This window comes from Streptomyces sp. NPDC057136 (assembly GCF_042670885.1).
GTDB lineage: Bacteria > Actinomycetota > Actinomycetes > Streptomycetales > Streptomycetaceae > Streptomyces.
In genome coordinates, this window is the sequence record NZ_JBHUUV010000043.1 from 43648 (window position 1) to 50964 (window position 7317).

General features: G+C 69.5%; 3 protein-coding genes. 2 read left to right on the plus strand and 1 reads right to left on the minus strand.

The genetic code is table 11. The annotated features are described in order from the left end of the window. Nucleotide 1 precedes the first annotated feature (1 nt). Entirely contained in the window at nt 2-1672 is a 1671-nt protein-coding gene (locus ACFT7S_RS33485; protein WP_382738547.1) for an extracellular solute-binding protein, read from the minus strand. Between the two features lie 404 nt (nt 1673-2076). Here ACFT7S_RS33485 and ACFT7S_RS33490 point away from each other — a divergent pair, with 404 nt between their 5' ends. Next, nucleotides 2077-4956: a glycoside hydrolase family 3 C-terminal domain-containing protein gene (locus ACFT7S_RS33490; protein ID WP_382738549.1), complete on the plus strand. Its 2880-nt coding sequence runs from the start codon at nt 2077-2079 to the stop codon at nt 4954-4956. Further along, complete coding sequence (gene yicI, locus ACFT7S_RS33495) at nt 4953-7229, plus strand: alpha-xylosidase (protein ID WP_382738552.1); 2277 nt, start codon at nt 4953-4955, stop codon at nt 7227-7229. The genes ACFT7S_RS33490 and yicI overlap by 4 nt, the downstream gene beginning before the upstream one ends. The last annotated feature ends 88 nt before the right edge of the window (nt 7230-7317 follow it).

The window sequence follows — 7317 nt, forward strand, 5'->3', positions numbered from 1 at the left end:
GTCAGGAAGCCGAGTTGCCGGTCTCGTCGAGCAGCTTCTTGTACCAGTCGCGGAGCTTGTCGCCGCCGCGCGAGCGCCAGTCGGAGACGTTCTGCTGCATGTCGCCGATCTTCTTGCGGCCGCGGACGATGTCCTTCTCCAAGTCCTCGAACTGGGCGTTCAGCTCCGCGTAGCGGGCCGGCTCCTGGATCTGCATGCCGTAGAACAGCGGCTTCTGGGTGTTCGCGCCCTGGCGCTGCTGCCACTCGACCATGCCCTTGGCGACGTCCGGGTGGTCGGGGAAGGCGCGGAAGGGCGCCGGGCTCGCGATGTACTCGTACGTGGCGAAGACCTGGTTGTTTCCGTCCTCGGTCTTGGAGATCATGCCGTCCTTGACCGTGTGGTGCACACCCTCGACTCCGTACGCCCTCAGCCGCTGTTCCTTGCTGCCGTACGGGGCCGCCGTGAAGTTGGCGAGGGCGAGGATGTCCTCGATCTTCTTCTTGTCGGCCTTCTCGCTGATGAAGCACCAGATGTTGGAGGGCGGCGCGGCGTACAGCGTGGGCTTGCCGCCGTCGTGGGCGAAGTAGTCCATCGCCGCCATGGAGAACGTCGGGTCGGCCAGCCGCTGGACGGCCGTGGCGCCGTACCAGTCGGAGATGTCGGCGTTGTACATGCGCAGCTTGCCCGAGGAGAACAGGTTCTTCTGGTCGCCGCGTTCGGCCTTGACGTCGGGGTGGACGAAGCCGGCCGAGTACAGCGAGCGCGACCACTCCAGCGCTTCGAGGTACTCATCGGTCTCGTAGCGGTTGACGAGCTTGCCGTCCACGAGCTGCCAGTAGTGCGGCTTCTCGTCCAGTACCCCGAAGAACTTGTACGCCGCCCACGTCATGTCACCGCAGGCCCACACCTTGCTCTTCGGAGCGTTCATCTCCTTGCAGAGGTCGTAGAACTCCTGGGTGGTGGTGGGGACCTCGTACCCCTTCTCCTCGAAGAAGCCGGGCGAGTAGAACGGCGCGATGTTCGACGTGTACTCGGCGGGCATGGGCAGCCCGCGCAGTTTGCCGCCGAAGACCGCCCGCTGCCAGGCGCCGGTCGGGATGGCCGCGAGGTTCGGGTACGCCTTGACCTTGTCGCCCGCCAGGTAGGGGCCGAGGTCGGCGAACTTGTTGGCGATCGCGCTGGGGATCTTGCCGTTCAGCTCCCAGCTGGGCACGACCACGGCGTCGGGCACATTGCTGGAGGCGAGGACCGCGCCCAGCTTCTGGCCGTAGACGTTGCCGTCCTGGTTCTGCCACTTGACCTTGACGCCTGCCGCTTCGTCCATCGCGGTCCAGTACGCGTTGCCGGTGCCCGGCGAGGTGCCCCACAGCGGGGCCATGATGCTGACCTCGCCGCCCTTGCCCAGCTTCTTGGGCACCGACACGGCCAGCTGGTCGGCGGGCTTGGCGGTGGTGAAGCCGATCGCGGAGCCGTTCTTGGCGGGGATGTCCGGGGTGACCGCCGCGGAGGGGACGTACGTCGGCAGCAGGCCCTTGAGCTTCTTACCGGTCGTGGTGCCCTCGTTCTTCTCGTTGTCCGAACCGCCGCAGGCGGCGAGCAGCGGTATCCCGCCGCCGACCGCGGCCACGACGACCGCCGTGGAGGCGAGGAAGCTTCTCCGGCTCGGGGAAGAGGAGGAATTCGGCGTCATTGCGTCAACCCTTCGAGGCGCACCAGGACGACACACGGCGGGCGACCGCCGATCGGCTCCTGTGTCTGAGGTGGGGCGTTACTGACTGAGCCGGATGAACCGGCCTGATTCACAACGGTGTCGAAGCTCTGTCGAAGCGCTTCGATGTTGCAGCGAGGTTAAGTGAAGCAATCCGGCCGCACAAGAGTCCGATACTGGATTCCTCGGAGCTGTTTCCGTTCCGTTTCCCCTGTGCTGCGGGCGGTAGCTGGGCCGCAACTGGGTGTCAGGGCTCAGCTGAGGGGTGCCGCACCCTTGACACCTGCCGGGTTCGGCACGGAGCATCGAAGCGCTTCGAAAGATCTTCTCGGGCTTGCGCCTCGACGGAGCGCTCAGACCTCCCACCTCTCCAAGGGGACCCGCACGTGACGGACCATTCGCTGCCCTTCCGCGACCCGCAGCTGCCCTTTGCCCGGCGCACCGACGATCTGCTCCGGCGGCTCACGCTCGACGAACGGATCGCGATGCTCCACCAGTTCGCGCCCCCGGTGGAGCGGCTGGGACTCGGGGCCTTCCGCACCGGACAGGAAGCACTCCACGGAGTCGCCTGGATGGGCACCGCGACCGTCTTCCCACAGGCCGTCGGTCTCGGCGCGACCTGGAACGACGAACTGGTGCGCCGGATCGGCGAAGCCGTGGGCAACGAGGTCCGCGCCAAGCGCGCCGAGGACGACCGGGTCGGCCTCAACGTCTGGGCCCCGACAGTGAATCTGCTGCGCCATCCGCTGTGGGGCCGGGGCGAGGAGGGATACGCCGAGGACCCGGCGCTGACCTCCGCCATCGCCGTCGCGTACACCCGGGGGCTGCGCGGCGACGACCCCCTCTACTGGCGTGCGGCCCCGGTCCTCAAGCACTGGCTCGCGCACAACAACGAGACCGACCGCGACACCGCCTCCTCGTCGGTCCGCCCGCGTGTGCTGCACGAGTACGACCTGCGGGCCTTCCGCGATGCCGTACAGGCCGGGGCGGTCGCCGGTGTCATGCCGGCGTACAACCTGGTCAACGGCCGCCCCAACCACGTCTCGCCGCTCCTCGGCCGGCAACTGCGCCGCTGGACCGACCAGTCCCTCGTCGTCTGCTCGGACGCCGGGGCGCCCTCCAACCTGGTCGACTCCGAGCACTACTTCGACACCCACGAGGAAGCGACCGCCGCCGCCCTGAAGGCAGGCGTCGACAGCTTCACCGACCACGGCCAGGACTCCGCCGTGATGACCGGCCGCATCCGTGACGCGCTCGCCAAGGGCCTGATCGACGAGAGCGACATCGACACGGCGGTACGCAGACTGCTCGCCCTGCGCTTCTCGCTCGGCGAGTTCGACCCGGACCTCGACCCGTACGCGGGCGCCGCCGACTTCGATACGGCCGGGCACCGCGCCCTCGCCCAGGAGGCCGCCGAGCAGGCCGTGGTCCTGCTCAAGAACGACGGCCTGCTGCCCCTCGCACCGGAGGCGGGCCGGACCGTCGCCGTCGTCGGGCTCCTCGCGGACGCCTGCAAGCTCGACTGGTACAGCGGCACGCTCCTGCACCGCTCGACCCCGCTCGACGGACTGCGGGAGCGGTACGGCGCTACGAGCGTCCTGTTCGCCGAGGGCGCGGACCGGGTCCGGCTGAAGTGCGCCGACGGCTGGCTCCAGGTCCCCGAGACGGACGAGGACGCCGACCGGGCGCGCGGCGCCGAGGGCGCACTCGACCCGGCGCTGCTCGCGGGCCGCACCGATCTGCCGCCGCTCACCTGCGGGGAGCTGGCCACCGAACTCGCACTGGTCGACTGGGGCGGCGGTGTCCTCACGCTGCGTACCGCAGGGGGCCGCTATCTGTCGGTCGCGGACGACGGGTACGTACGGGCGTCCGCCGACGAACCGGGAGGCTGGGTCGTCCAGGAGACGTTCCGCCTGGAAGCGGTGGAGGGGCTGGAGGGGCACGACGGCGGACACCGCCTTCTGCATGTCGGGACAGGTGGGTACGTGACTGTCGCCACCGACGGCGTAAAGGTTGCCGACTCGGGCGAAAAAGTTTCCGCCGCCCTCGGCACGGTCTTCGAGGTCGAGATGGTCGAGCGCGGCGAGGACGCCGTGGCGCGCGCCGCCGCAGCCGCGGACACCGTGATCGTCGTCGCCGGGAACGACCCGCACATCAACGGCCGCGAGACCGAGGACCGTACGACGCTCGATCTGCCGCCCCAGCAGGAGCGGCTGTGGCGCGCCGCGCACGCCGCCAACCCGCGCACCGTCCTGGTGCTGACCTCGGCATACCCGTACGCGGTCACGGAGGCCGCGGCCACCCTGCCGGCCCTGCTGTGGACCGCCCACGGCGGTCAGGCCGCGGGCACCGCGCTCGCGCGCGTCCTCGCAGGTGACGTCTCCCCGGCCGGCCGGCTCCCGCAGACCTGGTACGCCTCCGACGCCGACCTGCCGGACCTGCTGGACTACGACATCATCGGCTCCCGGCAGACCTACCTCTACTTCCAGGGGGCCCCGCTCTACCCGTTCGGCCACGGACTCACGTACGCCGACTTCGCATACTCCGGTCTGGGCGCCGCACGCGAGGAGGAACTGATCCGGGTGTCGCTCACCGTCACCAACACCGGTGCGGTCGACGCCGACGAGGTCGCCCAGCTCTATGTGCGGGCCGTCGAACCGGCCGCCGACCTGCCGCTGCGCAAGCTGATCGGTCACCGCAGACTGCACCTCGCGCCGGGCGCGGCGGAGCGCGTCGAATTCCTCGTCCCGGTGGCGGAGCTCGGCCACTGGGATGTGGCGCACGGCCGCTGGACCGTCGAGCCGGGTATGTACGAACTGCTGGCGGGCTCCTCAAGTGCCGATATCCGGGCCGCTGCCACGGTGGTCGTCGACGGTGGACCGTCCGGCCCCCGGCCCGTCCTGGAGAGCGGGCTGGAGGCGGCCGACTACGACGAGCAGCGGGACACGGTGATCGTCGACCGCTCGAAGACGGACGGGGACGCGGTGTCCCCTGCCGGTGAGTTCGGTCAACTCCTCTTCAGGTGCTGCGACTTCGGCGACGGTGCGCGAGCCGTCACGGTGTCGGCGGCGGGGCAGGGGTCCGTCGTGGTGACGGTGGAGGGAGCGTCGATGGACATCCCGGTCCCGGGAGGCGAAGGACCGTACGACGTCCGCAGCCATGAAGCGGAACTCACCGTCCGCGGAGTCCATGACGTACGAGTCGCGCTGCACGGCGGCGTACGCCTCGCCCACCTTGCCTTCGTCTCCGGCAAGGAGTCCTCATGAAATTCACCGACGGCTTCTGGCTCATGCGTGAGGGCGTCCGCGCCTGCTACGCGACCGAGATCCGTGATCTGCGCACCGAGGACGACCGGTTCACCGCCTATGCGGCGGTCAAGCACGTCGCCGGGCGCGGAGACACCCTCAACACCCCGCTGATCACCGTCGAATGCTTCTCGCCGGCCGAGGGGATCATCGGCGTACGCGCCACCCACCACGCCGGAAAGGCGAGACGCGGGCCCGACTTCACCCTGCTGCCCGACCCTGTGCCCGCCTCGTCCGCGCACGTCCGCCGGGACGGTCAGGTCACCGAGCTGACCAGCGGTCCGCTGACCCTGCGCATGGACGGCGACGGCCCATGGGGCATGACCTTCCTCGACGACCAGGGGCGACGCCTCACCGGAGTCGACACCAAGGGCACCGCCTTCGCCACCACACCCGACGGCGCACACCACATGATCGCCCAGCTCGCCCTGGCGGTCGGTGAGAACGTCTACGGCCTCGGTGAGCGCTTCACGCCGTACGTCAAGAACGGCCAGAGCGTCGACATCTGGCAGGCCGACGGTGGCACCAGCAGTGAACTGGCCTACAAGAACATCCCGTTCTACCTCTCCTCGCGCGGCTACGGCGTCTTCGTCAACCACCCGGGCAAGGTCTCCTTCGAGATCGGCTCCGAGTCGGTCGGACAGGTGCAGTTCAGCGTCGAGGACCAGTCGCTGGAGTTCTTCGTCGTCGCCGGACCGACGCCCAAGGAGGTGCTGTCCCGCTACACCGCGCTGACCGGCCGGCCCGCGCTGCCGCCAGCCTGGTCCTTCGGCCTCTGGCTGACCACCTCGTTCTGCACCTCGTACGACGAGGAGACCGTCACGTCCTTCGTCGACGGGATGGCCGAGCGCGACATCCCGCTCACCGTCTTCCACTTCGACTGCTTCTGGATGCGTGAGTACCAGTGGTCGGACTTCCTCTGGGACCCGGACGTCTTTCCCGACCCGGAAGGCATGCTGGCCCGCCTCAAGGAGCGCGGACTGCGGATCAGCATGTGGATCAACCCGTACATCGCGCAGAAGTCCGCCCTGTTCGCGGAGGGTGCCGAGCACGGCTATCTGGTGCGCAGGCCCAACGGTGACGTCTGGCAGTGGGACCTGTGGCAGCCCGGCATGGCACTCGTCGACTTCACCAACCCCGCCGCCCGTGAGTGGTACAACGGCAAGCTGCGGGTCCTCCTCGACCAGGGCGTCGACTGCTTCAAGACGGACTTCGGCGAGCGCGTGCCCACGGATGTGGTCTGGCACGACGGCTCCGATCCGGAGCGGATGCACAACTACTACGCGCAGATCTACAACCGCACCGTCTTCGAACTCCTGGAGAAGGAGCGCGGCCACGGCGAGGCGGTTCTGTTCGCCCGCTCGGCGACGGCGGGCGGCCAGCAGTTCCCGGTGCACTGGGGTGGCGACTGCTTCGCCTCGTTCACCGCGATGGCCGAGTCGCTGCGCGGCGGTCTGTCGCTGAGCCTGTCCGGGTTCGGCTTCTGGAGCCATGACATCGGCGGCTTCGAGGGCACGCCCGACCCGGAGGTCTTCAAGAGGTGGCTCGCCTTCGGGCTGTTGTCCTCGCACAGCCGGCTCCACGGCAATGTGTCCTACCGGGTGCCGTGGGCCTTCGGCGAGGAAGCGGTGGACGTGGCACGGCAGTTCACCCTCCTCAAGCACCGGCTGATGCCGTATCTGTACGGGGTGGCCGCCGAGGCGCACCGCACGGGCGTCCCGATGATGCGTCCCATGCTGGTGGAGTTCCCCGAGGACCCGGCCACCCGCACGCTGGACCGCCAGTACATGCTCGGCCCCGACCTGCTCGTCGCCCCGGTCTTCTCCGCCGACGGCGAGGTCGAGTTCTACGTCCCCGAAGGCACCTGGACCTCGCTGCTGACCGGTGAGCGGATCACCGGCCCGGCGTGGCGCCACGAGACGCACGGCTTCGACAGCCTGCCGCTGCTCGTCCGGCCCGGAGCCGTACTTCCCTGGGGCTCCGACGACCAGCGGCCGGACGGGGACTGGCTGGACGGACTCACCCTGCGGGTGTTCGGCCCGGACGCCCCCACCGCCGAGCAGACCGTTTCCGTACCGGACCTGTCGGGGGTCCCGGCCGCCGTGTTCCGCGTCGTACGGGACGGGGACGCCGTGCGCGTGACGGCGGAGGGGACGGACCGGGTGTACCGCGTGAGCGTGGAGGACGCGGGGGCGACGGGGGAGGGGACCGGCACGGTCACCGTCGCTGTCTGAGCGAAGAACGAAACCGTACCGAGAGCGCCTGCCCGCTCACGCGTCGTCGACGGCCCGCCGGGTGGTCCCGCACCAGGGACCCCCGGCG

Bases quoted from the DNA above. Each gene is read 5' to 3' on its own strand.
- ACFT7S_RS33485 (WP_382738547.1), bottom strand. From the start codon at position 1,672: ATGACGCCGAATTCCTCCTCTTCCCCGAGCCGGAGAAGCTTCCTCGCC.
- yicI (WP_382738552.1), top strand. From the start codon at position 4,953: ATGAAATTCACCGACGGCTTCTGGCTCATGCGTGAGGGCGTCCGCGCC.